Here is a 26390-nt window from a genome sequence, read left to right as displayed (position 1 = left end):
GAATCATGACCGAGCGAGATCAAAGGCCATCGCCACAGAAAACGGAATGGACGCGGCCCGATCTCGAAGGCGAAGGCGTCATTGACCTCGACGCCTTGCAAGGCAATGCCGAGGCGCAGTCGACCACGCGCCACCTGACCGGCGTTTGGGCAAAGATTTTCGCCGGCGTTGCGATTGTCTCTTCGCTCTTCCACTTCTACACCGCCGGCTATCAGCCGATGGCCGCGATGGAACAGCGGCCGATTCACCTCGCTTTCATGCTGTTTCTCGGATTTCTCATTTATCCCGCCGGCAAGGCGCCGCGGCGCGGCAGCCCGCCGGTTTGGGACGTGGCTCTGGCTGTCATCGGCGCGGTGACGGCCTATTACCTCGCCCACAACTATCTGGATATCGTCATGCGGGGTGGCTTCCCCACCCAGACCGATATCGTGATGGGCACTGTGTTTTGCCTGGTGATTGTAGAGGCTGCGCGGCGCACCATCGGCATGTTCCTGGTCGTGCTGTCGCTCGTCTTCCTCGGCTACCTGGCTTTCGGGCCCTACCTGCCCGGTGTTCTGGCGCACGGTGGTTTCAGCTACGAGCGCATCATTCGCCAGATGTACATGTCGACCGAGGGCGTGTTCGGTGTCGCGGTGGGGGTTTCGGCCACTTATGTCTATCTGTTCATTCTCTTCGGCGCGTTTCTGCAGAAATCGGGAACGACGACCTTCTTTACCAACTTAGCCTTTGCCGCCGCCGGCCACACGCCTGGTGGCCCGGCCAAGGTCGGGATTCTGGCCAGCGGCATGATGGGCATGATCCAGGGCTCGTCGGCCGCCAACGTCGCCTCGACGGGGGTGTTCACGATTCCCTTGATGAAGCGGCTCGGCTTTAAGGGATACTTCGCCGCCGCCGTCGAAGCGGTCGCCTCTTGCGGCGGGCAGTTCCTGCCCCCGGTCATGGGCGCTTCGGCCTTCATCATGGCCGAATACCTGCAAATGCCTTACGCCGTTATCGCACTCGGAGCGATCCTGCCGGCGGTTCTCTATTACGCGGCGGTCTATCTGCAAGTACATCTGCGGGCGAAGAAGCTGGCCATGGAGGGCTTGCCCCGCGACCGCCTGCCGAAGGTCAAGGCCGTCATTCGGTCCCGCGGGCACCTCGTGCTGCCGATCTTCGTCTTAATCGGGATGCTGCTGTTCGGCTTCACGCCACTCTTTGCCGCGTTCTTCTCAATCTTGTCGGTCGTCGTTATCAGTGCAACGCACCGAGAAACGCGAATGAGTTTTGCCGATATCATCGATGCGCTTGTGCTCGGTGCACGCAATACAATTTCCACAGCGATCGCCTGCGCGTCCGTGGGCTTCATCGTCGGCGCGGTGGCGTTGTCGGGGATTGGCCTGCTGCTCACCCAGTCGATTATCGGCTTTGCCGGCGACAACCTGCTGCTGGCGCTGTTGTTGGCGGCTGCCGCGTCGTTGTTCTTAAGCTTCGGGTTACCAACCACGTCAGTCTACATCATCACCGCGACGCTGGTTGCGCCCAGCCTGGTCCAGATGGGTGTGCCGCCGCTTGTGGCGCATCTGTTCTGCTACTACTGGGGCGGTGTGTCGTCGATCACCCCACCTGTTGCTCTTGCCGCCTATGTGGGCGCCGGGATTGCCAATGCGTCGGTGATGAAGTCCGGGTTCACCGCCATGCGGCTCGGCATGGCAGCTTATATCGTGCCCTTCGTGTTCGTTTACTGGCCGTCGCTGGTGTTGTGGCAGAATGCCGACCCGCTGCGGCTGATGGCTGCGATCGCATGCGGCGCCGTGACGGTGGTGTGCATGGCCGGCGTGGGCGAGCGCTATTTGTTCCGAAGGCTCGGTGTTGTGCAGCTGGCGCTTCTCTCAAGCTGCGTCATCCTGGTATTGCTTCCCTTCGCCGGGGCCAATGTCGCGGCGATTGCCATCGTCGCCGCCATCGTCGCCTTTGAGTTTCGCGCGAGCCGGCGCAGCGCAGTCGGCGCGGCAGCGCGCTGAGCGCCATGGCGCCGGCCAGTAGAAAACGCTTTGCCCCGTGGAAAACGTTTTGCCCAGTGGAAAACGCTTTGCAATGAGCGCCGAACTGCGTCTATGTGCAGCCCGAAACAAAGGCTATGATCAATGACACTTAAGAGAAGGTATAGCCTCGCAGCTATGAGTGCCTATGGTCACGATACCCCAACGGGAAGCTGAGCCGCCTGGACGGACGCGGCATCTGCACGAGCAGATCCAGGCCGCGCTGACCCAGGAAATCGAAAACGGCGCCTTCGAAAAGGGTGAGCACCTGACCGAAGAGATGATCGCCGAGCGATTCGGCGTCAGTCGCGGCCCGGTTCGCAAGGCCTTTCAGAAGCTTGAGGATGCAGGGTTCCTGACGCGCTCGGGTTCGCGCGGAATGGTTGTCGCGGAGGATCGCAAGCCCGGGAAGGCCATGCAGGCGCCGGTGGCGTCTCTGGCCCAACCGCTCGACAACAGCGCCAGTTGGGAGGCGATCTATGCCGACGTCGCCGGGGCGGCATCGGTTCACGCGGTCTACGGTCATTGGCGTGTCGTCGAGACAGAGCTTGCCAATCATTACGATGTCGGGCGGACCGTGGCGCGTGAGGTTCTGGCCCGCCTTGAACACCGCGGCATTCTTCGAAAGAGCCCACGATATCGCTGGTATCTGCCGAAGATGACGTTCGAGCGCACGAAAAACCTTTACGAGATGCGTGCGCTGCTCGAACCCGTTGCACTGCGCAATGCTGCTCAGGCGGTGCCGCGCCACGTTCTCGTCGACATGGAAGCGGAGCTCTCGGCGGCGCTTGGCAGTGCGCATCAGCTGACGTCCGCCGACTACGACCGTCTCGAGCGGCGTTTGCATGTCGAACTGCTGGCTTATGGCCGCAATGACCTGTTGTATGAGACTCTGGCGCATTTCCATGCGCTGATGGTCACGAATGTCAGTCTTTACCGGGCGACGCACAGCCAGTTCGGTGAAGAGCCCTTTCCCCACGAGCACCATGCTATCATTCGAGCGCTGCTCGATGATGATCACAGCGGTGCGGCACGGCTGATGGAAGCCCACATGGACGCGTCGTTGAGCCGGATCACGGAGCGACTGACCTACATGGCCGACAAGATTGAACTGGCTCCGCTGAGTTTTTTTCATCCTGTTGATGATCCCGCGAACAGCTGACGGAGTTCGCGTCTGATAAAGCCGGCGTCAGATCGGATCGACCTGCATCTGTACCAGCCCAGAGTGATTGTACTGGCCCAGAGTGATCACGGCTCGAAGGGCATCGCGACACCCAGTTGCTTCGCCAGCGCCTCGAACGCGGCGACAGTCGCCGGGTCGAGCGGCACACCGGTTCGGGACCGTTCGGCGGCGACTGTCCATTCGCGGTCACCAGGCGCCAGGACGCGGCCACCGGGTTTCGCCGGACTGTTGCGCAGCAGAGACAGGTAATGCTGCATGCCCGCGTGCAGTACGGCAGCGCCGGCAAAGCCATCTGGGTCTATGGCCAGGACGAAAGCGCCCATTTCGCGCGGCGTTTTGATATCCGCTCCGCCCATCGGCAGAATATCCGGGCTGAACCGCATACCGGTCAGCGCCGCCGAAAGGATCTCGGCTATTCCAGCAAGGCCGGCTCCCTTGAAGCCAAACGCGCCGCCAAGCGGTGCAAGCATCGCGGCTTCACCAGGTTTCGCTGTGTCTTCTCCCAAGGCGTTCGAAGCCGCCGCAGCCGGCAGGTTTTGACCCAAGCTTTCAAACAGTCCGATCCGGTTGTAGGGGATCGCGCTTGTCGCCATATCGATCAGCCAGGGGTCCTGGGCGCCGGTTGGTACGGCGAGTGCTATGGGGTTGGTACCGTGAAACCTGGACGCGCCGTCGTGCAGCCGAACGAAGCTGTCGGAGTTTGCCGCCACAAGGCAAAGCATGCCCTCATTTGCGCCAGCCAGCGCATAGGCGCCGGCGGGCCCGAAGTGGGAGGAGTTGCGAATGCCAACGGCTGCGATCCCTGATTCGCGTGCCATCGCACAGGCCCGTTCGACGGCCGTATAGGTCGCCAAAGCGCCCTGTGCATGGTCGGCGTCGAGCAAGCCGGACGCAGGGCGGATTTGCGTGAACCGCATATTGGGTTGGGGATTGAGGCGCCCGCCGCGCAGCACCTTCGCGTAATGCGGCAGCAGCCGCACGCCGTGGCTGTCTATCCCGTGCAGCGTGCCGTGGAGCAGTGATCGGGAGGTCGCATCTGCCGTGGCGCAGTCGGCTCCCACAGCACGCAGCACCTCGATACAAAAGCCGGACAGTCGCGACAAATCCGTAAGGATCGGCTGTGGCGGCTCTGTCTGCCCGGTGGTGGTCACAGCGTCTGACCGCCGTCGATGATAACAACTTGGCCGGTCATGAAAGCGGCTTGGTCGCTGGCCATCCAAACCGCAGCGGCGGCCATTTCGTCCGGACTGCCGAGTCGGCCCATTGGCTGGCGGGCGATGAAGGCACGGCGCGTCGCATCAGGGTCTACAGTCGCCTCAATGCGCGCTTCCAGCGAAGGTGACGCGGTCGTGCCTGGGCACAGAGCGTTACACCGGACCCCATCGCCTATGTGATCGCGTGCGATTGCCTTGGTGAGGCCAATAAGGGCCGCCTTGGTGGTTCCATAGGCGGCGCGGCGGCTGACGCCGGTCACGCTTGAAGCAACCGAGGCCACATTGACAATCGACCCGCAGCGCCGTTCCAACATGCCCGGCAGGATCGCCTGCACCAGCCAGACGCAACTCATCACGTTTTGTTGCCAGCTGCGGCTCCAGTCGGCAGCATCGCTTTCCAGAACGGTGCCGTCCGCAACCCAGCCTGCGCAGTTGATCAGGACATCTATGGCGTCCGCCTGCTTAACGGCCGCCGCTATGCCATCGACGTCTGTCACATCCAGTTCGATGGGCCGGATCGCCGGCGCCTGATTCGGCAGGTCATCCATTTTCGATAGCGTTCGGCTCGCCGCGGTGACCGACGCGCCGGCCTCGGCACAGGCTAGGGCGATGGCACGACCGATCCCCTGGCCGGCGCCCGCCACAAACACATGCTTTCCCTTGAGTTCGTCAGTCATCATCCGCGATCTCCTCGTCAACGCGCATTGTCACATGCATGCATTAGACAAAACCAGTGCTTCGCGCAAATGGTTCGTGATTGTTTCGAGCGCCCGCTGATACGGGCCGGCGCGAAGGGGATGGCGAAAAAGAGGCTCAGAGGAAGGTGATCCGGGACTTCCCGTCGACGATCAACGCCTGTACAAGCGTGCTAAAATCCGACGCTTTCCAGCGCACTCAGGATCTTGATCGGGGTGAGCCTCTCTGGAGAAACAGCTTTGACGGCAACCTATTGCCTGAGCCTGGCGCTGCCCGAGCCTGCCCTGGCCGCCTTCGAAGCGGTCTTCGAGCCGCTCGGCGGCGCCGTGGTGAGCGGCGGGCGGGACGGGCAGGGGCTGGTGCCCTGGCAGGTCTATCTTGCGGAACCGCCCGAGGCCGGTGAACTCCATCGCCTGCTGGCCCTCGCCGCCGAGGTCGCGGGGATCGAAACGCCGGATCACAGCCTGGAGACCGTGCCGGACGTGGACTGGGTGGCGGAGACCCAGAAAGCCCTGCCGGAGGTGACGGCCGGGCGCATCCGCATCCGCGGCTCCCACATCACGACGCCTGCGCCGCCGGGCGCCATCGACCTGCTGATCGACGCCAATGCGGCCTTCGGCACCGGCCGCCACGAGACGACGCGCGGCTGCCTGCTGGCGCTGCAGGACCTTGCCAGGCGTGGCGCCCCGCAGCGGGTGCTGGACATGGGCTGCGGATCGGGGGTGCTGGCGATGGCCGCGGCCAGGCTCTGGCCCTGTTTCGTCCTGGGGGTGGACAACGACGCGCCCTCTCTGGCCGTCGCGCGGGAGAACCTGCGCGCCAACGGCGTGGCTGACGGCGTCCGCCTGCTGCAAAGCGACGGGTTCCGCAGCGCCGCGGTGGCGGCCCAGGGCCCCTATGATCTGATCCTGGCAAACATCCTCGCCGAGCCGCTCTGCCGCATGGCGCAGGACCTGAAACGCCATCTGGCGCCCGGCGGCAGCGCCGTCCTGTCCGGCTTGCTGACCACGCAGGAGCGCCAGGTGATCGCCCGTTACCGCGCCGCGGGGCTGCGGCTCAGGCGGCGTTATCGCCTGGCCGAGTGGTCGACCCTGGTTTTGGAAGGACGCTGACGTCGTGGAGCGGACCCAGGGGTTGTCGGACCGCCTCGGGCGATTCCCTCAACCCTGCGTCCTGGCTAGGAAATTCGGCGGATACAGTCCTCGAGGCCCGCAAAGGTGTCGGTGATGCTCTTCATGTTGTGAGAGATGTCGTTGGTGACCGCCGTCTGTTCCTCCAGGGCCGAGACGATGACTGTCACATACTCTCCAACCTCGTTCGTTGAGGAAGAGATCACCTTTCCGCTGTTCGCCACCAAGTCGGCGATGCTCTGAATGTTGTCAATTTCCTGCGAGATCCGGTCGGTCGCCTGGGCCGTCTCGTTGGCCAGCGCCTTCACCTCGCCGGCGACGACCGCAAAGCCCCGCCCGGCATCGCCGGCTCTCGCGGCTTCGATCGTCGCGTTCAAGGCCAGGAGATTGACCTGCTCGGAAATCTTTCGAATGAGAGCGACGATTTCCTCCATTGCGCCGGTTTTTTCCTGCAGCTTTTCCGTCAGCTCGGAAGCGGCTTCATTCTTTTGAATGATGTCGCTTACCGACTTTTGCGAGTCCGCCATGTTTTTGCTGATTTCCTTGACGGACGACAGCATCTGTTCGGTCGCGTCTGAAACGGTCTGGATGCTCGATGCCGCCGTGGTGCTTCTTTCGCCTGCCTCAAGGCGTGCCTTCATCTGGCCCGATATGTCCGTCGCGAACTTGACGACCCTGAAAGGGTCACCGTTCATGTCGAGGATGGGATTGTAGCTGGCCTGGATCCAGACCTCCTGGCCCCCTTTTCCGATGCGTTGATACTCTGCCGAAAAGTACTCGCCCGCCCGCAGCTTCGCCCAGAAATCCTCGTACTCCTTCGACTGCGCGTAGTCCGCTGTGACGAACATGCTGTGATGCTTGCCGACGATCTCTTCCAGCCTGTACCCCATGGTGGCGAGAAAGTTCTCGTTTGCGGAGACGATGGTGCCGTCCATGTCGAATTCGATAACGGCATGCGACTTTCCGATCGCCTTTACCTGCCCGTCGAAATAGGCGTGACGGCGTTTCTGCTCGGTCACATCGGTGGCGACCTTGATCACCTTGAGGACCTGGCCATTCTCGTCGAGGACGGGGTTGTAGCTGGCCTGGATCCAGACCTCCTTGCCGCCCTTTCCAAAACGCCGATACTCCGCCGAGGAAAACTCGCCCCGCCGCAGACGGGCCCAGAAGTCTTCGTACTCGCTGCTCCGCGCATAGTGCGGCTCGGCAAACATGCTGTGATGTTTGCCGACGATTTCATCCAGTGCGTACCCCATGACGTCGAGAAAGTTCCGGTTCGCATGGATGATCGTACCATCGGGCTCAAACTCGATGATGGCGTGGGAACGGCCCAGTGCCTGGAGCTCCGGGTGATTCTGGTTCGTTTTGACAAGCGCGTTCATAGTCTCCACTCAGACCGATTGCGTGACTTCGACCCAAAGATGCCGCCTCCGCCTTCGTTCCGTTAAGGCACTTTTGAGCCCGGTCAACTCGAGGCATTGGTTTGTCGCGTGGTACTATTTAATCGTTAAGGAGAGTCTAATGTGATGCGGGCCTGTGCACCGCCGTCCGGCAAACCGGCGGCGGCGAGCGACGCCGGATGAAACGTGAAACCGGCCTGTCCCGTGTTCGAACGAGAAACGGCGGCGCCCCCCGAACTCCCGGTCCGGAGAAGCGCCGCCGTTCCTCGCCGTCCTGGCGACAATGCCTCCTGGCGGTAAGACTGTTGAGGCCCCTTCGCAGGGCCCCGCGGCTCAGGCGGCCGTCGAGCGGCCGAGATTGGCGTTCGCGGGCACCAGCAGATCCGGCAGGGTGCCGGTCACGTTGGCCGGGGTCACGCTGTCCGGAACCTCCGGCCGGGCTGCCAGGGCCGAAGCGTGAGACGCGCTGGCCGCGGCAGCCTTCTTGCCGTCGACCAGGGCCGCGGCAACCTCATGCAGGTTGGCCCGCTCGAGGCCGATATCGTCCAGCATCTTGTCCGACAGGGCCGAGAGTTCGCGCAGGGTACGGCGCAGCCGGTAGCTGCGCTGTACCCGCTGGGCCAGCACATGCCAGACGGAGCGGTGGTTGCTCCGCGGCTCCGTCGCGGCGGTCGCGGCGGCGGCGATGTCGGCGCGCTCGATGCCGATGTCGGTCAACATGGCATCGCTGAGCCCGTGCAGTTCGGCGATGGTGCGCCGGCGCTGCTGGGCGCGGCTCAGGGCAGAGACCAGGGCGGTCAACCCGGACCAGCGCGCAAAGGCGGCGGCGCCCCGGGTCAGTGTTTCGGCGACGAAGCGGGCCCTCATCTGGCGGGCGGTTTGAATGGCATCCAAAACGTCTACGGATCGAGGTGCCCACCGAACGTCGGCCCCCTTTGCGGCGGCTTCTTGCAGGTCGTACAGGCGGGTCATTGATTTTACTCCAGAATTCGAACGGGGCATCACAGGTCTTGCCAAGCGACCCGTGAGCCATGACTTTTCACTTGAGAGATACGCGCAAACGGCCGAATTCGAAGCCGGGATTTTTGCACTGCAGCATTGCGCTATCCGCATGGAACAGAATGCAAAACCGGATAGATGTAGGAAAAATTACCCATGACCCCATCGGAACCTGCAGCGCTTGCCGAAAAAGACGCAAAGCGGTCCGGCCAGACCGGTGACATACCGTCGGCCGAGAAACTTGCGGCCTTGCGGGCTGAACTGGCCCGCCGCGGCGTGGAGGGCTTTCTCGTGCCTCGTGCCGACGAGCATCAGGGCGAGTACGTTCCAGCCTCCGCCCTGCGCCTCGCCTGGCTGACCGGCTTCAACGGCTCCGCCGGCATGGCCGCCGTCCTGCCGGAGGAGGCGGCGATCTTCATCGATGGGCGTTACACCCTGCAGGTTCATAACGAGGTGGACACCGGCCTCTTTACGGCCCGGCACGTGATAGAGGAGCCGCTGTCGGCCTGGCTGGCCGAAACCCTGAAGCCGGGACAGCGTCTGGGCTTCGATCCCTGGCTGCACACCGAAGACCAGATCCGCCGCTTGGAGAAGACGGTCGCCGATCTGGGCGCGGAGCTGGTGGCTCTCGCGGGCAATCCGCTGGACGCTGTCTGGCACGACCAGCCGGCGCCGCCGCAGGCGGCTATTCTGCCCCACGACCTGCGCTATGCCGGGGTGGAGAGCGCCGAGAAGCGCGAGAGCCTGGGCAACGGCCTGACCGACAAGGGCGTGGCGGCGGCCGTCATCACCCTGCCGGATTCCATCGCCTGGCTGCTGAACGTGCGTGGCGGCGACGTCGAGCACTCGCCGCTGCCGCTGTCGTTCGCCCTGCTGCATGCCGACGGCGGGGTGGAGTGGTTCGTCGATGGCGCGAAGGTGGGCGACGCCCTGGTGCGCCATCTCGGCAACGCGGTCTCCATCGAGGCGCCGGAGCGCCTGGCCGAGGCGCTGGACCGTCTCGGCACCCAGGGGGCGAAGGTCCTGGCCGATCCCGCCACCGCGGCGCGCTGGGTCTTCGAGCGCCTGCGCGCGGCGGGCGCGGAGGTGGTCGCCGGGGCCGACCCCTGCCTGCTGCCGAAGGCGTGCAAGAACGACACCGAACTGGCCGGCACCCGCGCCGCCCACCGCCGTGATGGCCTGGCCCTGGCCCGTTTCCTCCATTGGCTCGAGGCCGAGGCCGAGGCCGGCCGTCCCCTGACCGAGATGGCCGTGGCGGGGCGTCTCGCCGCCTTGCGGGGCGAGAACGGCGAGCTGCGCGACCTGTCGTTCGATACCATCGCCGGGTCGGGGCCCAACGGGGCCATCGTCCACTACCGGGTGAGCGAGGAGAGCGACCGCGCGCTGCAGGCGGGCGAACTCTTCCTCTGCGATTCCGGCGCCCAGTATCCGGACGGCACCACCGATGTCACCCGCACGGTTGCCATCGGCACGCCGAGCGCGGAGATGTGCGAGCGTTTCACCCTGGTGCTGAAGGGGCACATCGCCCTGGCCATGGCGCGCTTTCCAAAGGGCACCTCCGGCAGCCAACTCGACAGCCTGGCGCGCTATGCGCTCTGGCAGCACGGTCTCGACTACGACCACGGCACCGGGCACGGCGTTGGCAGCTACCTGAATGTCCACGAAGGCCCGCAGCGGATTTCCAAGGTGCCGAACTCGGTGGCGCTGGAGCCGGGGATGATCGTTTCCAACGAACCGGGCTACTACAAGACCGATGCCTACGGGATCAGAATCGAGAACCTCGTGGCCGTGGTGGAAAGCCCGCGTGGGCCGGGAGAGGAACGCGACATGCTGGCCTTCGAGACCCTGACCCTGGCGCCCATCGACCGCCGTCTCATCCGGCCCGAGCTGCTGACCGCAGGCGAGGTTGCCTGGGTCGACGCCTATCACCAGAGGGTGCGGGAGACGGTTGCGCCCCAACTTGAAGGGGCGGCGCGGGACTGGCTTGAAGCGGCGACCGCGCCGCTGGGAGCCTAGGAAGGGTCCCGCCTACTCGTCGTGCGTCTCGAAGAGCGCCTTCATGTAGGTGTGTTGGATATCCTGGATGTGACGGGCGATATCCGCCAGATCCTGGCCGATCCGCTCGGCCATCTGCAGGTCTTCGCTGATGTAGAGGTCGGTGGGCTCGGCCCAGCGCTGGGTCATATGAATCAGGGCTCTGTAGGCGGCCTTTTCATGCGCCTTTTCCCCGCGCCCCAGTTCCTGAACGCGATCGAGGATGAACTCCAGACTGTCGTCGGCCGTCAGCATGTTCCCACCTGCCTGCTAGGTTGACGGCGAAAACCTACAGATTTCGGGTAAAGAGACTGTTTAGATTGCTGAAAAAAGGGCGATTTCCTTGGGATTTCCCATTTCTGCGCAGGCGGCGGAGAAAAAAGTTCGCGGGAAGTGATCCAGGCGGGTTCTCCCTGCGTAAAGGCGGATACACCCATTTGATTGCTGTAACTCACGCCCCGCCTTCTGGCGGGGTTTTCTTTTTCCGAATCGCTTCGACCGTCGCTGGAAATCCAGAAGACCGGCTCCTGCCAGCGCATAGGTTGACCATTGGGATCAGCCCTGTGCCGGCAAATATGTTTCGGCGGGTTTCGTAGCCAGTGCCGGGAATCTTTCGCGCCCGTCACCCTTGCCGCGCAGGCAATCCCCCTTATTTAGTAAACCGTTAAGTCTACCGATCCCCGGTTTTCTCTCGCGCCGGCAGAACACCGAAACAGGCACCGGCACGTCAGGCGCTTTGGGCGGCGCCGACCCATCTTCAAGATCTGGAGTGCAGGAATGGTGAGACTGCTGATCAATGGCGAGGAGCGTCAGCTTGATGTCGCTCCCGAAACCCCCTTGCTTTGGGTAATCCGTGACGAGTTGGGCCTGACCGGCACGAAGTTCGGCTGCGGCATTGCGATGTGCGGTGCCTGCACGGTGCACATGGACGGCTTTCCGATCCGCTCGTGCTCGACCGCCGTGGCCGATGCCGAAGGCAGCGAGATCACGACAATCGAAGCGGTCGCCGGCAAGGCGGCGCAAGCCGTGCAGGCGGCATGGGAGAAGCTCGACGTCGTGCAGTGCGGTTACTGCCAGTCCGGCCAGGTGATGTCGGCCATCGCGCTGTTGAGCGAAAACCAGAAGCCGACCGACGAGGACATCGACGCGGCGATGAGCGGCAATGTCTGCCGCTGCGCCACCTATGTCCGGATCCGCGCCGCCATCCACGAGGCGGCTGAGATGATGGAGGCCTGATGCCATGCTCGCAGGATTGAAAGACAGCACCGTCAGTCTGGCCGCCGACGCAGCCGCGAAGGCGGCGCCCAGTCGCCGCCAGTTCCTCAAGGCCAGTGCCGCTGCGGGGGCCGGTCTCGTCATCGGCGTCACCCTGCTGCCCGGCGGCGGCAAGATCGCCCGCGCCGCGGCGCCGGCGGCTTCCGCTCCGGTGGACCCCAATGCCTTCGTGCGTATCGCGCCGGACAACACCGTCACGGTGGCGATCAAGCACATCGAGTTCGGCCAGGGCACCTACACCGGCCTCTCGACGCTGGTTGCCGAGGAATTGGATGCCGACTGGTCGCAGATGCGGGCCGAACACGCCCCCGCCGACGCAACGCTCTACAACAATCTTCACTGGGGTCCGGTGCAGGGCACCGGCGGCAGCTCCAGTATCGCCAATTCCTTCATGCAGATGCGCCAGGCCGGCGCCGGTGCGCGCGCCATGCTGGTGATGGCCGCTGCCGGGGCCTGGGGCGTGTCGCCTGAGGAGATCACGGTGGCCAAGGGCGTGGTGTCGCATGCCGGCTCGGGCCAGAGCGCAAGCTTCGGCGAGCTGGCCGAGCGGGCGGCGACGATGGAACCGCCCGCCGAGGTGACGCTGAAGGACCCGGCGGATTTCACGCTGATCGGCAAGCACGCACCGCGCCTGGATACCCGTGCCAAGTCGCGCGGCGAGGCGATCTACACCATGGACAAGACCCTGCCGGGCATGTTGACCGCGGTGATCGCCCGCCCGCCGGTTTTCGGTGCGACCCTGAAGTCCTTCGACGACACCGCGGCGCGTGCCGTGCCGGGCGTCACCGACGTGGTCGCCGTACCGCGGGGTGTCGCCGTGGTCGGACAGGGCTTCTGGGCGGCCTCGCAGGGCCGCGACGCCCTCACCATCGAGTGGGACGAGAGTACCGGGGAGACCCGGGGGTCTGCCGAGATCATGGCCGGGTACCGGCAGCTTGCCGATCAGCCGGGCGCGACGGTGCGCAATGACGGTGCGGTGGACGACGCGCTGGCTTCGGCGGCCCAGGTCCTGGAAGCGGACTTCGAGTTTCCCTTCCTTGCCCATGCGCCGATGGAGCCGCTCGACTGCCTTGTCGACCTCAAGCCTGAGTCCTGCGACGTCTGGACAGGATCGCAGCTTCCGACCATCGACCACGGGGCGGCGGCGGCCGTGGCCGGATTGCAGCCGGAACAGGTGCGCCTTCACACCCTGCTGGCCGGTGGCAGCTTCGGACGCCGCGCGACGGGCCATGCCGACATGGTCTCCGAAGCGGTGAGTGTCGCCAAGGCCATCGACGGGCGCGCGCCGGTCAAGGTCATCTGGACCCGCGAAGACGATATCCAGGGCGGCAGCTATCGGCCCATGTACTTCCACCGGTTGCGCGCCGGTCTGGATGAGAACGGCAAAATCGTTGCATGGCATCACCGCATCATCGGGCAGTCAATCCTGCGCAACACGCCCTTTGCCGAAGGTTTTATCCAGAACGGCATCGACAGGAGTTCGGTCGAGGGGGCGGACAACCTGCCCTATGCCGTCTCCAACCTGGCCGTCGACCTGCACACCACCGACGTGAACGTTCCGGTGCTCTGGTGGCGGGCCGTCGGCAGCACTCACACCGCCTATTCGACCGAGGCCTTTATCGACGAACTGGCCGAAGCCGCCGGACGCGATCCGGTCGAGTACCGCATGGAGATGCTGGCCGATCACCCGCGCCATATGGGGGTGCTGAAGCTGGCGGCCGAGAAGGCCGGCTGGGGCGGTCCGCTTCCGGCCGGGCGTGCGCGCGGCGTCGCAGTGCACGAATCCTTCAACTCCTACGTCGCGGAGGTCGCCGAGGTCTCGGTGCGTGATGACGGCCAGATCAAGGTCGAAAAGGTTGTCTGCGCGGTCGATTGCGGCGTGGCGGTCAACCCGGACCAGGTCAAGGCGCAGATGGAGGGCGGCATCGGCTACGGCCTGAGCGCGATCCTCCACGAGACCGTGACCCTGGACGGCGGCCGGGTGGAGCAGTCGAACTTCCACGACTACCTGCCGCTGCGCATCGACGAGATGCCGGAGGTCGAGGTGCACATCGTACCTTCGGCGGAGGCGCCCACCGGTGTGGGCGAGCCGGGCACGCCGCCGATCGGCCCGGCGGTCGCCAACGCGGTCTATGCGGCGACCGGACAGCGCATCCGTCAGCTGCCGATGTCCCTGCACGGCCTCTCCGGCGCCTGACGGAAAGGCCTGGAAGGTGCTCGAGCCCTCCCCGGCGCGCTGCCGGGGAGGGCTCAAGTTTTTGTAGAGAGGGCTGCCGCTTCAGTCTGACAACAGGTCTGCCCGGCGTTCCGCGATGACATCCAGAAAGGCGGGGGCGTCGATATTGGCGATTGGCAGGCGGCCCGTTGCCGGGCGGCGCAGCGTGAAGCTGTCAACGTAAGCGATCAAGTCGGCGTTCTGCGTGGGCGCGCCCTGGGTGTTGTAGAGCTGGTAGTTGGGATAGGTGGGGGCGACGGAGTCGTAGTCGGCGTAGGCGGTCAGGCCGACGTTCAGCACCTGCGGCAGATCCGGGCGGATCATCTGGTCGATCACGCGCCAGTCGGTGCCGCTTTCGCGAACCAGAAGCGTGAAGAGTTCCCCGTGACGGGCGATGCGCAGGTCCACCGGCCCGGTCCCTGAGGGCAGGATCTTCAGGGTCGAGAGGGAGTTGGTGGTGGACTTGATCTCGTAATGCGGCTCGCCCGCCGGGGCAGCGGTCCCGACGGAGAAGAACAACCAGTTCTCCTGGCCGGGCACCCAGCCGGCGGCGCTGACCGCCCGCGGCGCGCGGATGAAGAGGCCGGCGAGGGAGAACGACGTCTGCGGCAGGTCCGCCTCGGTGCCGCGTACCTCGATGCGTGTGGTGGCAATGAAGTCGCCGCTGACCGGCTTGTAGAGATGGCCGGCCTGGTTGTCCTCGAACCAGCCGGAAGACTTCGGGCGCAGCACCAGCCTTCCCTCCTCGATGCGCGGGTCCTCCCATTTCGGGGAGAAACCCTCCGGCTCGTGTTCAGACCAGCCGGCGAGCTCCGCCGGCGAGTCGAAGCTGTTGGAGAGCGGCTTCAGATCGTCGGCCAGGGCCGACTGCGCGATGGTCAGGAGCGCGGCTGCGCAGCCGAGGGTTCTCAGCATGGTGATGTCCTTTGGAGAAACAAGGGGAGAGTAGGTTCGAAGACGGATGCGTGTCAGTTCACGACGATCAGCGAATGCGCGCCCGGTCCGGTTTCGACGGCAAAGCCGGTGTCCTGTAGTTGCGGAAGCGCCGCCGAGCGGTCGACGCGCCAGAACTCCAGCGCACTGCGCCGTGGCTCCGGGCCCTCGTACTCGAAGATGCCGGCAACGACGTAGCTGTCGGAGGCATCGAAGGCGATTCCCTCGGGCAGGATTCCGTCGAACTCCCAGGTGCCCGTATGGCCGACCAGCCCGTTGGCCGCATCGAAGCTGACCAGGGAAAGGGACGAGCGGCTGTAGCGGGGATCGCTGTCCTCCAGCCAGGTCTGCCCGATGTTCAGCGTCGCGATCATCGTTCCATCGTTGGAGAAGGCGAAGCTCTCCGCATGGCGCGGCAGGCTGACGCCGCCGACAATGAAGTGCCGGGGCGCTTCCGCATCCAGGGGCGCCAGTTCGGTCACCGTCAGGCGGGACGGCGGCGCGTTCAGATAAATGCCACGCACGTCCGCGCCCCAATGCAGATCGTTGGTCACGAAGTACCGTCCGTCCCGGGAGAACTTGCCGGACATCGGCCATTTCGAGGTCATCACGCGGTTGCCCCAGGGCTCGATGCCGGCGACCGAACCATCATCGCGCCGTTCGACCCGATAGAACTGAAGCTGCGAGCGAAAGGCCAACATCACGGCGACGATGTCTTCGGTGGGGTGCCACTCGGCATGATGAGGCAGCATGCCCTGGTCCGGCAGTTCCGGCATGGCGGTGAAGCCCTTCAGGGTGGATGCCGTTACTCTTCCGAAGCCGCCTTCGCCATAGCTCACGAACACCAAGGGCGCCTCCGGCGCCTTGGTGGCGAGGACCAGCGTGCTGCCGTCCGGGCTGACCGAAACGCCCTGTGGGCGGATGCCGACCTCGATGGAATCGGTTATCCGGGGCTGTGCCGGGTTGCTGACGTCGATGGCCCGCAGCGTCGTGCCGGACTCGAGATCCTGGATCGTGCGATCGCCCTCAGCCCTCGGCTTGCGGGTTTCCGCGACGAAGACGGTATTGCCGTCCGGAGAGGCGGCGATGCTGAACACCGGGTTGATGACCGAGTTGGAGACCTCGGCGACCCCGGTCGGGGTTGTGCCGGTCAGGGGCAGGGAGACGATCGCAAGCTGATCGTTACCGCGCGGGGTGCCGAGTTCTCCATCGATGTAGGCATAGGCGCGCATGTCGGCATCGGAGATGGCGGCAATGTAGCGACCCTGGAAGTCGGGGGGCGCCTCGGCAAAGGCGGGCTGTGCAAGAAGTGCCGAGATGGCCATGAACAGGGGCGCCTTGGCCAGGGGCGCCTTGGCCAGGGGGGCTTTGGGCAGGGAGGTTTTGAAAGGCATGGTGGTCCCCTCGTTGGGTTGAGACCCTCGCCAATCTGGTTTGCCTTTTGCGATCTTGAAGGCTAAGAAACGATAGTTTTGATAAGCATGAGTTATCGAAAAATGGCCGCCCTTCAGGACTACCGCTGTGTGATTGCGCTGTTGGACGCCCGTCACTTCGGCCGCGCTGCCGAGCGCCTGGGCGTGACGCAGCCGGCCCTCACCGCACGCTTGCGCCGGCTGGAGGCGGAGCTTCAGGTGCGTCTCTTCGAACGCGGGCGCGCCGGTGTCGAACCGACGGCAGCCGGTCTGGTCTTCGCGGAGGGGGCGCAGCGGGTTCTCGATGCCGCCGAGGAGGCGGCGGAGGCAGCCCTGGGCGTCCAGCAGGGCTATGGCCAGACCCTGCGCATCGGCATGACCCAGATCGCCGCCTACCAGGTGGTGCCGCAATGCCTGAGTGCTTTTCGCAGGGAGAATCCCATGGCGCGGATCAGGCTTGTGGAGGGAACGACCGCATCCCTGGAAGCGATGCTGGAACAGCGGCGGATCGATGCGGCGTTCCTGCATCCTCCCCTGCATGCCGCCGATCTCTCCGAGAAGATGCTGACGACGGTTGCGCTCGCACGCTTCAATGCCGGCGATGACAGCGTCGGCGATGCGCTCATCCGCTACCCTCGCTCCGAAGCGCCGGTGCTGATGGCGGCCTTGGGGCGTCAACAGGCGGTTGACGACGGACACGGCCATGGCCCCGCCGAAGCGGATACGATGCTCGGTGCTGCCGTCCTGTCTCAAGCCGGCTATGGTGCCTTCGTAGCACCGGTCGACTTCCCCCATGCGTCCTCGGTCGGCGTCAATCCGGCGCGCGGGAAAGCGAGGCAGGGGGATTTGGAAACCAGCCTGGCCTGGCGGTCTCTGGATCGGCGCCCGGTCATCCGGTCGCTCATCAACGCCGTCGGCCTGGTTGAGGCCGACTGAGCGTTCGGGCCGCCGCGTTTTCGATAAGCGCAGGTTATCAAAGTTATCGAATCCGAAATTGGACCGGCGGCGGGCCGAACCGATATCAGGTCCAGCGGCCGGCCAGCGCGGCGCGGTGCTGCACAGGCTTTTCACCTCGCCCAGGAATCCGTGCCATGACCCAACGCCTCGCTTTGACCGCAGCGGTCCCGGCGGCACTGTTTGCGTTGGCCTGGCTGATCCCGCTTCCGGGGCTCGGTGATTCGGAGGGGCTGGGTGATTCAGTGGGGTTGGGCAACCCAGCGGCCCTAATCAACTCGGTGGATCTGGGGCCCGACCGCGATATCGTCGACCGCTACGGCCTGGACCTCATTGCCTATGCGACGGTCCGGCGCAGCGACGGCAGCTACCGCCGCATGCTGACGCAACCCGAGACTCTGGCGGCTGTGGCGGCGGAGGGCGTACCGCCGGAGGGCGCGCGCATTCTGATGGAAACACACTATCGCCCCGGCCGGGTCTCGACGGTTTTCCATATGGAGAAGGTTGCGGGGCGCTGGGCCTATGGCTCGTTTTCGGCTTCGACGTCGGATCCGAACCTGGCAACCCGGGCGCAGGCGTCCTGCCTCTCCTGTCACGCCGGTGCGGCGGCGACGGACCTGGTCTACACGCTGCCGAGCCTCAGAGCTTTTGCCGCGGGTGGAGCCGCCTCCGACTTTGCCTGCGACCGCGGCGGGCGCAGCCCCTGCGACACCGGAGTCTATGAAAAGGGAGCAGAGCCCTGAAGTCTGCGGCAGACCGCTACCCCCGCGTCCTGCGGGCGGTGCATCTGGCAACGGCGCTGCTTGTCCTGGCGCAGGTCGCGCTGGCGGGGGTCAACGCCCTGGTCTACGAAGGCAATCCCGTGCTCGCCGAAGCGGCGGTGCAGGCGCATCTTTCCCTCGGCGCAGTGGTCCTTGCACTCACGGTCCTGCGGCTCTTCTGTCGCCTGTCCCTGGATGTTCCCGCGCTGCCGGATGACATGCAGACCGGGGCTCGCCGCGCTGCACAGGTTGTGCATGCGGCTCTCTACCTGCTGCTGCTGGCGCTGCCGCTGAGCGGCTACGTGAAGCTGGCTGCGCTGGGCTATGAGATCGTGCTCTTCGGCCTATTTGCGCTTCCGCCGCTGCCCTTCGATCCGGTTCTGGCCACGGCGGCGCGCGATCTGCACGCGGCAGCCGCCGTGATCCTCGGCGTTCTGCTGACCGGGCACATCGCCGCCGCGCTGCTGCACAGGCGGCTGTTCGGCCAAGCGGTGCTCCGGCGCATGTTTCCGCCCATGTTTCTAATGCGACGAAACCGCAGCCTGGATGATCCCGGCCTTACGACTTCAGATCGTATAGGAGGGTAACACCGCTTCGAGCGCCGTTGCTTCAACGCCCAGGTCGCCGAGGGTCAGTGCATCGTTCGCAACCACGTTGTCCTGCTGCATCAGAGTGACCTGCGCTGTCGTAATCGGCGGATGCGGAAGGATCGCTGCCAGCGTCGCGAGGCGCTGCCAGACGGCAAAGGGCAGGGGCAGCAGACGGGGCTTGCGGTCGATCCGCGCGGCCACCAGTTCGAGGAGCGCGCGGTAGCTGTAGGTTCGCGGCCCGCCCAGTTCGTAGAGGGCGCCGGGCGCCGCCGGATGCTGCAAGGCGGCGCCAACCGCTGCTGCGACGTCGCCGACGAAGACCGGCTGCAGCCGGGTCGCGCCGCTTCCGAAAAGCGGGATCACCGGACTGCGCCTGATAATCCCTGCCAGCGCAGTGACGAAGCCGTCGCCGGGACCGAACAGCGCAGAGGGACGCAGGATCGTCGCCTGGGGAAAGATGTCGCGGACCAGGAGTTCGCCCTTGCCGCGCGATCGAACGTAGGCTGATTGGGAGTGCAGATCGGCGCCGATACCGGAGATGTGCACCAGGCGGGTGATTCCCTGCGCGGCGCACTGATGGGCCAGGTTCAGGGCGCCCAGTTCATGCACCGCTTCGAAGGTCTCCGCACCCTTTTCCACATAGAGGCCGACGGCATTGACCGCCGCATCGGTGCCCTTCAGCGCAGCGGCGACCGAGGTCTCGTCCCGCAGGTCCGCATAAACGCCCTGTGACCCCTCAATTGCGACGCGGTCGGGGCGACGGGCCGCAGCGCGTACGGAAAAGGACTCTGCGACCAGGTGACGAACGATCTCGCGGCCGAGAAAGCCCGTCCCGCCGAAGACCGTGACCTGCTTGGGGCGCGGTTGCGATGTCATGGCGTTTCAGCCTCCGGGACCGAGTGTAGGGACCACGGTCGCCGGCGCAAAGCGCTCGCTGCTGCGCGTCATGGCTGGTTGCTTGCGCCCAGCGCTGGGCGTTGTATCGTCTGGTCCTTCCCAGTGCCGCGCTTCCTTACTCTTCCGCCTCCAGGACCGACAGGAGAAAACCATGCCCGCCCTCTTTGCGACCTACCCCAGCCTTGCCGGCAAAACCGTTTTTGTTACCGGCGGCGCATCAGGGATCGGCGCCGAAATCGTGACCGCCTTCGCCGCTCAGGGATCGAAGGTCGGTTTCGTCGATCTGGATGAGGCGGCGAGTGCGGCCTTGGCCGACAAGCTCGGCGGTGCGGTCGCCTTCGAAATCTGTGACCTGCGCGATATCGACGCGCTGCGTGCCGCCTTTGCCGGACTGCGCGAGACGTTGGGCCCGGCCGAAGTGCTGGTGAACAACGCCGCGCGCGACGACCGCCACGACTGGCGCGAGACGACGGCGGACTACTTCGACGACCGCATCGCCACCAACCTGCGCCACATGTTCTTCGCCATCCAGGCGGCGGCCCCGGACATGATCGAGGCCGGCGGTGGCGCCATCATCAACATGGGTTCCAATTCCTGGTGGGAGGCGGGGGGCGGCTTCCCCGCCTATGCCACCGCGAAAGCCGCCGTGCACGGCCTGACCCGCACCATGGCCCGCGATCTGGGCGACCACCGGATCCGGGTGAACACCGTGGTGCCCGGCTGGATCATGACCGAACGCCAGAAGGAACTCTGGGTGACGCCGGAGGCCATCGAGAAGCACCTGCAGCGTCAATGCCTGCCCGACCTGATCGAGCCGGTCTACGTCGCGCGCATGGTGGTTTTCCTCGCCTCCGACGACGCCGCAATGTGTTCCGCCAACAACTACATGGTCGAAGCCGGTTCGATCTAGGCGGGCCCAGCCAGCCGGGCCTAGCCAACCGGGCCTAGCCAGCCGGGCCTAGCCAGCCGGGCCTAGAAGGTGAACAGCCGCGTATCGTCCTTCAGCAGGCCTGCGGCGATGGCCGGCGGCTTGGCGACGCCGACACCGGCGATCAGGTCGGCGGCGGTCTTGCCGCTGTTGGGCAGGTAGAGCGCGCAGACCTGGGGCTGCACCCCATCTCGATCAGCTGCATCAGCATGCCCTGCGGTGTCGCGCCGCGCGGCTTCAGAACCGTCTGCGGCGCGTCCTTCACGGCCAGGTCGCCGCCGGGGCCGCAGAGCAGCATCTCCACCGCAGCCCCCTGACGGACCGCCTGGGTCGACAGCACCATGGCCATGCCCTGGGTCTGGGGTTCCGGGGAGGTGACGACGACGAAGAGGGTTTCCTTGTCGTCACTAGCCAAAGCCGGGCCGAGGCCCAGCGCGTTCGCAAGTATCATGACAACCGCAACAGCGATCAGTCGCATGAGGTTTTCTCCTTGTTGATCGTGAAAAGCGGACTGGTGTTCGCCCAGGCTCCGGGCTCCGGGCTCCGGGCTCCGGGCCTTAGGCCGCGATTTCCTTTTTGCAGAAGTACCAGTCGGTGTACTCGTAGCCGTCTTGCCGGCGTGCCTCAGCCTCTTCGGCGGTTTGCGGCGGCGGAACGATCACCTTGTCACCGGGCTGCCAGCCTTCCGGGGTGGCGACGCCGTGGACATCGCTGGTCTGCATCGCTTCGAGCAACCGCAGGAGTTCCGGCACCGAACGGCCATTGCTCATAGGGTAGTAGACCATGGCGCGCAGCATGCCTTCGGGGTCGATGAGAAAGGTCGCGCGCACGGCCGAGGTATCGCTGGCGCCCGGCTGGATCATGCCGTAGGCCTGCGCCACCGTCATCGAGAGGTCTTCGATGATGGGGAAGGGGATCTCGACGCCGAAGTTCTCCTTGATGCTTCGCAGCCAGGCAAGATGCGCGAACCTGCTGTCAATCGAGAGCCCCAGCAGATCGCAGTTCAGGGCCTGAAACTCGTCATATGCCCTGGCAAAGGCGATGAACTCGGTCGTGCAGACCGGGGTGAAGTCTGCCGGGTGCGAGAACAGCACCAGCCAGCGTCCGCGGTAATCTGAGAGTGATCGGCGGCCGGCCGTGGTCCTGACCTCGAAGGCCGGCGCCGGCGCATTGAGTTGCGGCATCGCGGGTTGCGGTTGTGAGTCGTCCTTGGACACTTCGGAATGCTCCTTCGTCAGTGATTGATGCTGCGCAGAGTGTTTCCGCGCCGCAGGACGGGCGGCCTCTGACGCTCTCGCGTCTGTCTAGAGCGCCGCCGGCGGGCGGTCGGTGACAAAGTCACCGGAACGCCCTGCGACATTGCGCCTCACAGCGGCGCGAGGGACGTTTGAGGTCAGCCGGCGAGACCCGGCGTCTGGCGCACGTAGTCCACGACGACGGTCCTGAACCACACCTGGGCCGGGTCGTTGTGGGAGCGCGGATGCCAGACCATCTGCAGGCCGAAGCCGTCCACCTCGAACGGCAGGGGAAAGATGTCGAGGTTGGCGCCGCAGGTCATGGCGAGCCGCTCCGGGAACACGCAGACAAGATCGGAGGTCTCGATCACGGGTGCGGCCAGCAGGAAGCTGGGCAGGGACACCTGGACCCGGCGGGCCCGTCCGAGTCTTTCCAGCGCCTGATCGACGGCGCCGACGAAGCCACCGCCCTCCGGCGAAATGAGCAGGTGGTCCAGCGCGCAGAAGGCGTCCAGGTTCGGCGGGGTCGCGCCGCGCGGATGGCCCTTGCGTTGCGCGAAGACAAAGCGCTCCTGCAGCAGCGGGCGCGCCTTGGCGTCGTTGAGGGTGACGAAGCTGGTGACGATGCTTGCATCCAGGCGGCCGGACTCCAGGTCCTGCCAGGCCCGGTCGCTGTGAAAGGGCATCATCGCCAGACGGATTCCGGGCGCCAGGCGGCGCAGGTGGCTGACCAGTCCGCCCGACAGCATGGCGTGCACATGATCGGTGCCGCCGAGCCGGAAGGTATTGTCCGCCGCCGCCGGCGCGAAGACCGCCTGGGCGCGGACCAGCCCCGCGAGGTCCTGCAGAAGCCGACGCAGCGGATCGCGGAGCGCCTCGGCGCGCAGGCTCGGCACCATCCTGCGGCCCGAGGCGACCAGCAGCGGATCGCCGAACAGCGCCCGCAGGCGCGCGAGCTGGGCAGACATCGCCGGCTGACTGACCCCGACGCGCCGCGCCGCGGCGGTCACGCTCCGTTCGTCGAGCAGCGCATCGAGGGATCGCAGCAGGTTGAGATCGAGCGTTTTTAAATCCATTGAAATGATAGCTCAGATCATTTGCATCGATTTGAATTATGGAGTTGGGGTGGCCAGATGGCAATTCCTGAGACGCAGAATGATCCCCTGGCACCGCATTTCCGCAGTGATTGACCGCTGATCCGCAGCGGCCAGGGGGCAGATACGAAGAGGACCGTGATTATGAAGATCGGATTCATCGGCAGCGGCAGCATGGCCCGCGCCCTGGCCGGCAAGTGGCAGGGCAAGCACGACCTGCTGTTCAGCGCCAGGGACCTGGGGAAGGCGGCGCTGGTCGCCGCCGACTACGGTGCCCAGGCGGGCAACGCGCGCCAGGCGGCCGAGTTCGGCGACGTGGTGGTGCTGGCCACCCGCTGGGACGATGCGCTGGATGCCGTGGCGCAGGCCGGCGGCGATGCGGTCTTCGCCGGCAAGGTGGTGATCGACATCAACAACCCGGTCAGCACCGAGACCTTTGTGACCACGCGCGAGGACGGACGCTCGCTGACCCAGGCGCTGGAAGCGGTTCTGCCTAGCGCCGAAATCGGCAAGGCCTTCAACATGGCCCAGGCCGCCGTCTGGGCGAACCCTGACATGACCTACGACGGGCGGCGCATGGTGACTTTCTTCACCGCCGAGACTGAACGGGCGACAGAGGCCATCGCGGAACTGATCCGCGATGTCGGCGCCGAGCCCCTGAAGCTCGGCGGCAACGCCCACGCCTACCAATTGGAAGCCGCAGCGGCCATCGTCATCAAGTTTCTCCTTGCCGGCCGCGACCCGCAGACGATCTTCAACTTCATCCAGCCGGAAGTGAAGCCGGTGCGCTAGGGGGGAGGGAGATGACGGCTCTGGGCGTGATGGACCTGTCCGGGAAGCACGTGGTGGTGGTCGGCGGGGGCAGCGGCATCGGCCGCGCCACGGCGCAGGCCGCCGCGGCGCAGGGCGCACGGGTGACCCTGTCGAGCCGCAATCGCGACAGGCTGGCGGAGGTCGCGCAGGCTATCGGCGGCGGGACCGCCGCCGTGCCGCTCGACATGACCGATGCGCAGGGCGTTGCCGCCTGGGCCGGCGCCGTGGGGGCTCTCGACCACCTGGTGATCTCCGCCTCCAGTGCCGCCCACGGCCCCTTTGCCGAGATGGAGATGGCGGCGCTCACCGGCATGTTCGCTGCCAAGTTCTTCGGGCCCTACCAGACCGCGCGGGCCGCCCTGCCGCAGATCGGCGACGGGGGCTCCATCACCTTCTTCTCCGGCGTCCTCAGCCGCCGTCCCGGCCTCAACTGCGCCGGCCTCGGTGCGGTCAATGGCGCCGTCGAAGGCCTCACGCGGGCGCTGGCGCTGGAGCTCGGCCCCGCAATCCGCGTCAACTGCGTTTCGCCGGGCATGGTGCGCTCGGAGGCCTATGCCGCGATGCCCGCCGAGACGCGCGAGCGCATGTACGAAGCGACCGGCGAATCCCTGCCGCTCGCCCGCGTCGGCGAAACGGATGAAGTCGCCGAGGCGGTCCTGTTCCTCATGACAAACAGCTTCACGACCGGCGCCGTGCTCGACGTCGACGGCGGCCACATGGTCCGCCAGTACGCGACGCGCTGAGGGTCTCTGGTGATCCGCGTTTCGCTTGCGGGCCGCAGTTCGACGCCGCACACGGGTTTTTCGGTCGAGCAACCGCCAACCTGTTGAGTCTCATCAACGGTTTCTTTGGTAAGCCTAGAAGTCCGTTGTCCACACCGTCTTCTGCTTCTCGTCTTTCTCCCATCCAGCAATCAATGCGTCTCCAAGGCCTGCGAAATCATTGTCCAAGACGCTGCAACGGATGATGCGGTCCAGCCTGAAGTGACGCAGTCCTTGGCGCAGCTCACACCAGGCGACCATCAAGGCGTTGTCGACATAGTAGATCAATGCCAGCGGCCAGATGATGCGTTTGGTCTCCCGCTCTTCCGCATCGCGATAGACCACATCCAGCTTCGTTTCGCTTCGGATTGCCTGGCGGAGCGCGGACGGATCGACGCTCAGGACGTTCCCGACACCCCAGGATGATGTCAGCAGTCTGCGCGTCGCGGGTGCGGCTTCATGCAGTTTTCGCGCTGCCCGGCCAGCCGCCTGCCACAGACCGGGATCGCCCGTGCGCGCGATGAGACTGAGGCCAACGGAAATCGCCTCGGCCTCATCCGCATCGAAATTGATGGGCGGCAGGTCGTAGCCCTTGCGCATGACATACCCCACACCGGGCTCCCCCAGGATGGGTGTTTGCATGGCCTGCAGGCTGGCGATGTCCCGGTAGACGGTCCTCACCGACACCTCGAGCGTACGGGCAATGTCGCGCGCCTGGACCGGACCGTCGGCGGCGCGGAGCAACTGGATCACGTCAAAGAGCCTGGTCGTCTTAGGCATTCCACCACCTCCAAGTTTCAGCATTCTGGCACATCACTCCTGACACACAGATGGCAGGAGTGATTCGCTATTGATGGCGCCGCCCGGTAAGCGCGGCATCAAAGAGGCAGTCGATGAAAACGCCAGGAACCGGAAACGACATCGCGCGCGGGACGGTCTACATGATCCTCGCGGCGCTTTTGTTCTCACTAGGGGCTACATCCGCAAGGTTTGCGGCCAGCGACTTGAACGTCCTTGTCCTGGTGTTCTGGACGAACCTGGGGATGTTCATTCTGATGTGCGGGGCAGTCTTGTTCAGACGGCCGAACGGCGGGCTCGGAACCAGGAGGCTTCCTCAACATTTTCTGAGGGCGGTGTTTACCTATGCGGCTTTGGTGACCTATTTCTATGCCTTGGCAAGGATACCCTTCGCCAATGCGGTCATCCTGCAGTCTCTGGGACCGTTGTTCGTTCCGGTTTTGGCTTTCCTGGTCTTTCGCCGCCTGTCGGATCGCTACGTCTGGCTCGGCGTGGCGATCAGTTTTGCCGGCGTGACGCTGATCATTCAGCCGGGGCAGGTCGGGATGTCCTTGGGGGATGCCGCAGCCGTCCTTGCTGCCCTCGGCGGAGCGGCTGCTGCGCTGGTTATCTGGTCGCTGTCGGCGACCGAGCCTGCAGACAGGCAGATGTTCTACTTCTCACTCTTTGCGTTGCTGCTGTCAGCCCTTCCGCTCCCCTGGACATGGCAATGGCCCGGTATCCTGCAATCGATGCAGATTATCTGCGTGGCGGCCTTCACGATTGTCGGACAGTTCTTTTACGCAAAGGCGTTCTCCGCTGCACCGGGTGACAAGGTCATCACCTGGAGTTACATGGCGATTGTCTTTGCCGCAGGGATCGGGTTTGTCGCGTGGGACGAACCAATCCTGGCGACGACCGCCGTCGGGGCTGCTCTGGTTGTCGGCGGTGCACACCTTGCGACGCGGGAGCGCAAGACGTGGAAACCGCCGACGCCTTCAGTCCGGAAGACCAAGTGGCTGCGCTCACCGGCCGACCACCTCTAGGTGCCGCCTTCGCTTCCGCCAG

At 65.2% G+C, this 26390-nt stretch carries 26 protein-coding genes; 13 read left to right on the top strand and 13 right to left on the bottom strand.

Annotation, left to right across the window (positions count from 1 at the left end; all coding sequences use genetic code 11):
• Positions 1-5 precede the first annotated feature (5 nt).
• Both ACO06P_RS09095 and ACO06P_RS09090 read left to right on the top strand, forming a co-directional pair.
• The gene (locus tag ACO06P_RS09095; protein ID WP_420349796.1) at positions 6-2003 is read left to right on the top strand and encodes a TRAP transporter permease; all 1998 of its coding nucleotides are present in this window, start codon (positions 6-8) and stop codon (positions 2001-2003) included.
• A gap of 166 nt (positions 2004-2169) precedes the next feature.
• Entirely contained in the window at positions 2170-3183 is a 1014-nt protein-coding gene (locus ACO06P_RS09090) for a GntR family transcriptional regulator (RefSeq protein ID WP_420349795.1), read from the top strand.
• Between the two features lie 86 nt (positions 3184-3269).
• Here the strand turns inward: ACO06P_RS09090 and ACO06P_RS09085 are convergent, their stop codons facing one another.
• Both ACO06P_RS09085 and ACO06P_RS09080 read right to left on the bottom strand, forming a co-directional pair.
• Entirely contained in the window at positions 3270-4355 is a 1086-nt protein-coding gene (locus ACO06P_RS09085) for an Ldh family oxidoreductase (protein ID WP_420349794.1), read from the bottom strand.
• The gene (locus ACO06P_RS09080) at positions 4352-5098 is read right to left on the bottom strand and encodes an SDR family oxidoreductase (RefSeq protein ID WP_420349793.1); all 747 of its coding nucleotides are present in this window, start codon (positions 5096-5098) and stop codon (positions 4352-4354) included. Before ACO06P_RS09080 ends, ACO06P_RS09085 begins: the two co-directional genes overlap by 4 nt.
• A 255-nt stretch (positions 5099-5353) precedes the next feature.
• Here ACO06P_RS09080 and ACO06P_RS09075 point away from each other — a divergent pair, with 255 nt between their 5' ends.
• Positions 5354-6226, top strand: coding sequence for a 50S ribosomal protein L11 methyltransferase (locus ACO06P_RS09075; RefSeq protein ID WP_420349792.1), 873 nt, complete (start codon positions 5354-5356; stop codon positions 6224-6226).
• 65 nt (positions 6227-6291) lie between these two features.
• Here ACO06P_RS09075 and ACO06P_RS09070 read toward each other — a convergent pair whose 3' ends face one another.
• Complete coding sequence (locus ACO06P_RS09070; RefSeq protein WP_420349791.1) at positions 6292-7626, bottom strand: methyl-accepting chemotaxis protein; 1335 nt, start codon at positions 7624-7626, stop codon at positions 6292-6294.
• A gap of 351 nt (positions 7627-7977) precedes the next feature.
• On the bottom strand, positions 7978-8538 hold the full coding sequence (locus ACO06P_RS09065; RefSeq protein WP_421938197.1) for a DUF1127 domain-containing protein: 561 nt from the start codon (positions 8536-8538) through the stop codon (positions 7978-7980).
• Between the two features lie 261 nt (positions 8539-8799).
• Between ACO06P_RS09065 and ACO06P_RS09060 the strand changes: the two genes are divergently transcribed.
• The gene (locus ACO06P_RS09060) at positions 8800-10659 is read left to right on the top strand and encodes an aminopeptidase P family protein (RefSeq protein WP_420349789.1); all 1860 of its coding nucleotides are present in this window, start codon (positions 8800-8802) and stop codon (positions 10657-10659) included.
• A gap of 12 nt (positions 10660-10671) precedes the next feature.
• Here ACO06P_RS09060 and ACO06P_RS09055 read toward each other — a convergent pair whose 3' ends face one another.
• A complete protein-coding gene (locus ACO06P_RS09055; protein ID WP_420349788.1) occupies positions 10672-10932 on the bottom strand; it encodes a hypothetical protein in 261 nt (86 codons plus the stop codon).
• A 522-nt stretch (positions 10933-11454) separates the two neighbouring features.
• Here ACO06P_RS09055 and ACO06P_RS09050 point away from each other — a divergent pair.
• On the top strand, positions 11455-11913 hold the full coding sequence (locus ACO06P_RS09050; RefSeq protein WP_420349787.1) for a (2Fe-2S)-binding protein: 459 nt from the start codon (positions 11455-11457) through the stop codon (positions 11911-11913).
• Positions 11914-11917: 4 nt separating this feature from the next.
• Positions 11918-14149, top strand: a complete 2232-nt coding sequence (locus ACO06P_RS09045; protein WP_420349786.1) for a molybdopterin cofactor-binding domain-containing protein — start codon at positions 11918-11920, stop codon at positions 14147-14149.
• 81 nt (positions 14150-14230) lie between these two features.
• Here the strand turns inward: ACO06P_RS09045 and ACO06P_RS09040 are convergent, their stop codons facing one another.
• Both ACO06P_RS09040 and ACO06P_RS09035 read right to left on the bottom strand, forming a co-directional pair.
• A complete protein-coding gene (locus tag ACO06P_RS09040) occupies positions 14231-15082 on the bottom strand; it encodes a hypothetical protein (RefSeq protein WP_420349785.1) in 852 nt (283 codons plus the stop codon).
• Between the two features lie 53 nt (positions 15083-15135).
• A complete protein-coding gene (locus tag ACO06P_RS09035; protein WP_420349784.1) occupies positions 15136-16494 on the bottom strand; it encodes a hypothetical protein in 1359 nt (452 codons plus the stop codon).
• 102 nt (positions 16495-16596) lie between these two features.
• Here ACO06P_RS09035 and ACO06P_RS09030 point away from each other — a divergent pair, with 102 nt between their 5' ends.
• The 3 genes from ACO06P_RS09030 to ACO06P_RS09020 all read left to right on the top strand — a co-directional run bounded on the left by ACO06P_RS09030 (position 16597) and on the right by ACO06P_RS09020 (position 18814).
• Positions 16597-17448, top strand: a complete 852-nt coding sequence (locus ACO06P_RS09030) for a LysR family transcriptional regulator (RefSeq protein ID WP_420349783.1) — start codon at positions 16597-16599, stop codon at positions 17446-17448.
• A gap of 155 nt (positions 17449-17603) precedes the next feature.
• Positions 17604-18209 carry a cytochrome P460 family protein gene (locus tag ACO06P_RS09025; RefSeq protein ID WP_420349782.1) on the top strand — a complete coding sequence of 202 codons (606 nt, stop codon included), beginning with the start codon at positions 17604-17606 and terminating at the stop codon, positions 18207-18209.
• Between the two features lie 38 nt (positions 18210-18247).
• On the top strand, positions 18248-18814 hold the full coding sequence (locus ACO06P_RS09020; protein WP_421938196.1) for a cytochrome b: 567 nt from the start codon (positions 18248-18250) through the stop codon (positions 18812-18814).
• Here ACO06P_RS09020 and ACO06P_RS09015 read toward each other — a convergent pair.
• Positions 18794-19693 (bottom strand): complex I NDUFA9 subunit family protein, encoded by a 900-nt coding sequence (locus tag ACO06P_RS09015; RefSeq protein ID WP_420349781.1) that lies wholly within the window; start codon positions 19691-19693, stop codon positions 18794-18796. The two genes, ACO06P_RS09020 and ACO06P_RS09015, sit on opposite strands and share 21 nt — an antisense overlap.
• A 172-nt stretch (positions 19694-19865) precedes the next feature.
• Between ACO06P_RS09015 and ACO06P_RS09010 the strand changes: the two genes are divergently transcribed.
• Positions 19866-20624 (top strand): SDR family NAD(P)-dependent oxidoreductase, encoded by a 759-nt coding sequence (locus ACO06P_RS09010; RefSeq protein WP_420349780.1) that lies wholly within the window; start codon positions 19866-19868, stop codon positions 20622-20624.
• Positions 20625-20686: 62 nt separating this feature from the next.
• Here the strand turns inward: ACO06P_RS09010 and ACO06P_RS09005 are convergent, their stop codons facing one another.
• The 4 genes from ACO06P_RS09005 to ACO06P_RS08990 form a co-directional block, all read right to left on the bottom strand.
• Positions 20687-20827 carry a hypothetical protein gene (locus ACO06P_RS09005; protein ID WP_421938195.1) on the bottom strand — a complete coding sequence of 47 codons (141 nt, stop codon included), beginning with the start codon at positions 20825-20827 and terminating at the stop codon, positions 20687-20689.
• Entirely contained in the window at positions 20767-21120 is a 354-nt protein-coding gene (locus ACO06P_RS09000) for a hypothetical protein (protein WP_421938194.1), read from the bottom strand. Before ACO06P_RS09000 ends, ACO06P_RS09005 begins: the two co-directional genes overlap by 61 nt.
• A 79-nt stretch (positions 21121-21199) precedes the next feature.
• A complete protein-coding gene (locus ACO06P_RS08995; RefSeq protein WP_420349778.1) occupies positions 21200-21859 on the bottom strand; it encodes a peroxiredoxin in 660 nt (219 codons plus the stop codon).
• Between the two features lie 176 nt (positions 21860-22035).
• On the bottom strand, positions 22036-22953 hold the full coding sequence (locus ACO06P_RS08990) for a LysR family transcriptional regulator (RefSeq protein ID WP_420349777.1): 918 nt from the start codon (positions 22951-22953) through the stop codon (positions 22036-22038).
• A 162-nt stretch (positions 22954-23115) separates the two neighbouring features.
• Between ACO06P_RS08990 and ACO06P_RS08985 the strand changes: the two genes are divergently transcribed.
• Positions 23116-23763 carry an NADPH-dependent F420 reductase gene (locus tag ACO06P_RS08985; protein WP_420349776.1) on the top strand — a complete coding sequence of 216 codons (648 nt, stop codon included), beginning with the start codon at positions 23116-23118 and terminating at the stop codon, positions 23761-23763.
• An 11-nt stretch (positions 23764-23774) separates the two neighbouring features.
• Entirely contained in the window at positions 23775-24527 is a 753-nt protein-coding gene (locus ACO06P_RS08980; protein WP_420349775.1) for an SDR family oxidoreductase, read from the top strand.
• Between the two features lie 114 nt (positions 24528-24641).
• On the opposite strand, the gene ACO06P_RS08975 is transcribed toward ACO06P_RS08980, so the two are convergent.
• Positions 24642-25325, bottom strand: a complete 684-nt coding sequence (locus ACO06P_RS08975) for a helix-turn-helix transcriptional regulator (protein ID WP_420349774.1) — start codon at positions 25323-25325, stop codon at positions 24642-24644.
• A gap of 113 nt (positions 25326-25438) precedes the next feature.
• On the opposite strand from ACO06P_RS08975, the gene ACO06P_RS08970 reads away from it, so the two are divergent.
• A complete protein-coding gene (locus tag ACO06P_RS08970) occupies positions 25439-26368 on the top strand; it encodes a DMT family transporter (protein ID WP_420349773.1) in 930 nt (309 codons plus the stop codon).
• The last annotated feature ends 22 nt before the right edge of the window (positions 26369-26390 follow it).

Origin of the sequence: Pelagibius sp. (genome assembly GCF_965227505.1) — a bacterium.
Classification (GTDB): Bacteria; Pseudomonadota; Alphaproteobacteria; order Kiloniellales; family Kiloniellaceae; genus Pelagibius.
Note: the sequence above shows the minus strand (reverse complement) of the source record. Positions and strands in the feature narration are given on the sequence as shown.

Bases quoted from the DNA above. Each gene is read 5' to 3' on its own strand.
- ACO06P_RS09095 (WP_420349796.1), top strand. From the start codon at position 6: ATGACCGAGCGAGATCAAAGGCCATCGCCACAGAAAACGGAATGGACG.
- ACO06P_RS09090 (WP_420349795.1), top strand. From the start codon at position 2,170: ATGGTCACGATACCCCAACGGGAAGCTGAGCCGCCTGGACGGACGCGG.
- ACO06P_RS09080 (WP_420349793.1), bottom strand. From the start codon at position 5,098: ATGATGACTGACGAACTCAAGGGAAAGCATGTGTTTGTGGCGGGCGCC.
- ACO06P_RS09070 (WP_420349791.1), bottom strand. From the start codon at position 7,626: ATGAACGCGCTTGTCAAAACGAACCAGAATCACCCGGAGCTCCAGGCA.
- ACO06P_RS09060 (WP_420349789.1), top strand. From the start codon at position 8,800: ATGACCCCATCGGAACCTGCAGCGCTTGCCGAAAAAGACGCAAAGCGG.
- ACO06P_RS09055 (WP_420349788.1), bottom strand. From the start codon at position 10,932: ATGCTGACGGCCGACGACAGTCTGGAGTTCATCCTCGATCGCGTTCAG.
- ACO06P_RS09050 (WP_420349787.1), top strand. From the start codon at position 11,455: ATGGTGAGACTGCTGATCAATGGCGAGGAGCGTCAGCTTGATGTCGCT.
- ACO06P_RS09045 (WP_420349786.1), top strand. From the start codon at position 11,918: ATGCTCGCAGGATTGAAAGACAGCACCGTCAGTCTGGCCGCCGACGCA.
- ACO06P_RS09040 (WP_420349785.1), bottom strand. From the start codon at position 15,082: ATGCTGAGAACCCTCGGCTGCGCAGCCGCGCTCCTGACCATCGCGCAG.
- ACO06P_RS09035 (WP_420349784.1), bottom strand. From the start codon at position 16,494: ATGCCTTTCAAAACCTCCCTGCCCAAAGCCCCCCTGGCCAAGGCGCCC.
- ACO06P_RS09030 (WP_420349783.1), top strand. From the start codon at position 16,597: ATGGCCGCCCTTCAGGACTACCGCTGTGTGATTGCGCTGTTGGACGCC.
- ACO06P_RS09025 (WP_420349782.1), top strand. From the start codon at position 17,604: ATGACCCAACGCCTCGCTTTGACCGCAGCGGTCCCGGCGGCACTGTTT.
- ACO06P_RS09015 (WP_420349781.1), bottom strand. From the start codon at position 19,693: ATGACATCGCAACCGCGCCCCAAGCAGGTCACGGTCTTCGGCGGGACG.
- ACO06P_RS09010 (WP_420349780.1), top strand. From the start codon at position 19,866: ATGCCCGCCCTCTTTGCGACCTACCCCAGCCTTGCCGGCAAAACCGTT.
- ACO06P_RS09000 (WP_421938194.1), bottom strand. From the start codon at position 21,120: ATGCGACTGATCGCTGTTGCGGTTGTCATGATACTTGCGAACGCGCTG.
- ACO06P_RS08990 (WP_420349777.1), bottom strand. From the start codon at position 22,953: ATGGATTTAAAAACGCTCGATCTCAACCTGCTGCGATCCCTCGATGCG.
- ACO06P_RS08985 (WP_420349776.1), top strand. From the start codon at position 23,116: ATGAAGATCGGATTCATCGGCAGCGGCAGCATGGCCCGCGCCCTGGCC.
- ACO06P_RS08980 (WP_420349775.1), top strand. From the start codon at position 23,775: ATGACGGCTCTGGGCGTGATGGACCTGTCCGGGAAGCACGTGGTGGTG.
- ACO06P_RS08975 (WP_420349774.1), bottom strand. From the start codon at position 25,325: ATGCCTAAGACGACCAGGCTCTTTGACGTGATCCAGTTGCTCCGCGCC.
- ACO06P_RS08970 (WP_420349773.1), top strand. From the start codon at position 25,439: ATGAAAACGCCAGGAACCGGAAACGACATCGCGCGCGGGACGGTCTAC.